1 protein-coding gene is annotated in these 1411 nt (G+C 37.8%); it reads left to right on the top strand.

Features of this window, described 5'->3' with window-relative positions; genetic code table 11:
* Window positions 1-198 precede the first annotated feature (198 nt).
* Window positions 199-1335: a tyrosine-type recombinase/integrase gene (locus tag DWZ33_RS17865; protein ID WP_002304408.1), complete on the top strand. Its 1137-nt coding sequence runs from the start codon at window positions 199-201 to the stop codon at window positions 1333-1335.
* Window positions 1336-1411 lie beyond the last annotated feature (76 nt).

Raw genomic sequence — 1411 nt, 5'->3', positions numbered from 1 at the left:
TTCGTAGAGTACATTACTCCACGAATCGCATTCTTCTCTGTTTTTTTTAGTTTATATCTTTATTTTACAAATTGTCGCACTGTTTGTCAATATGTTAGGGACATAAAACACGAGGTTTTGCACAAAAATCCATCTTAGAAAGTTCCAAAGTCACAATTTGCCGTCAGAATTATAGTCATATTGAAGGAGGTGTACCTTATGGCACGAAAAGGAGAAAATATTTACAAAAGGAAAGACGGCAGATGGGAAGGAAGATACATTAAGTCCCGATCTTCTACAGGCAAAGCCAATTACGGTTATGTTTATGCAAAGTCATATCGAGAAGTCAAGGCAAAACTTATCAGTCAAAGTTCGTGCACGAGTAATTCTGTCACTGTCGATCCAGAAATTAGCTCAGATCAATTTGAACAGGTTGCTATGGAATGGTTTCAAGCTATATGTCCTAAAGTGAAGGAATCTACAAGCAACAAATATAGGAATCTTCTCAGCTCGTATATACTTCCTGTGTTCGGAAGCAAACAATTGCGTGATATAACACACGAGTTTATTGAAACGCAGTGTAATTTTTTCCTTGTTTCTGGTGGATTAAAGGAGAATGGACTTTCCTCTAAAACTGTTTCAGATATTTTATCTCTAATTCGAAATGTCTTACAATTTGCCACCCGAAACGGGAAAGCCATTTCTTGTGACGCACGATCTATACAGATAAAACGTCAAACGAAGGAAATGAGAGTTTTGAGTCGTGCTGAACAGGAAAAATTATGCCAATACTTGTATTCTAATCTTGATTCCTGCAATATTGGTATATTAGTATGTTTATTCACTGGTCTCAGAGTAGGTGAAATTTGTGCGTTACGATGGGAAGATGTTTCATTCTCAGATTACACAATCCACGTGCATCAAACGCTCCAGAGAATCCAAGATAGAACCAACAGTGAATACAAGACAAGGATTGTTGTTACCACACCAAAAAGTGCTTGCTCCATCCGTACTATTCCAGTACCCCATGGCTTAATGACTATTCTTACAGCACACAAAGCTTCTTCTACTGGCTACATCCTAACCAATAGCGATCAGAATCCATTAGAACCAAGAACCATGCAAAATCATTTTAAGAAGGTATTGAAAAACAGCGGAATCACCTCCGCAAATTATCACTCGTTACGTCATACATTTGCTACAAGGTGCATAGAGCTTGGATTCGATGTAAAAAGTCTCAGCGAAATATTGGGTCATGCCAGCGTGAATATTACAATGAATCGCTATGTACACCCATCCATGGATTTAAAAAGAGAAAATATGCAACGGCTTTCTGATTTATTAGCCGTCAAATAAATTGTCAACACCGTCAAATAATGCTGAGTTTTCAGTGTTTGGCGGTGTTTTTTCGTGGAGTAATGTACTCTACGAA

Origin of the sequence: Dielma fastidiosa (genome assembly GCF_003475485.1) — a bacterium.
GTDB lineage: Bacteria > Bacillota_I > Bacilli_A > Erysipelotrichales > Erysipelotrichaceae > Dielma > Dielma fastidiosa.
Note: the sequence above shows the minus strand (reverse complement) of the source record. Positions and strands in the feature narration are given on the sequence as shown.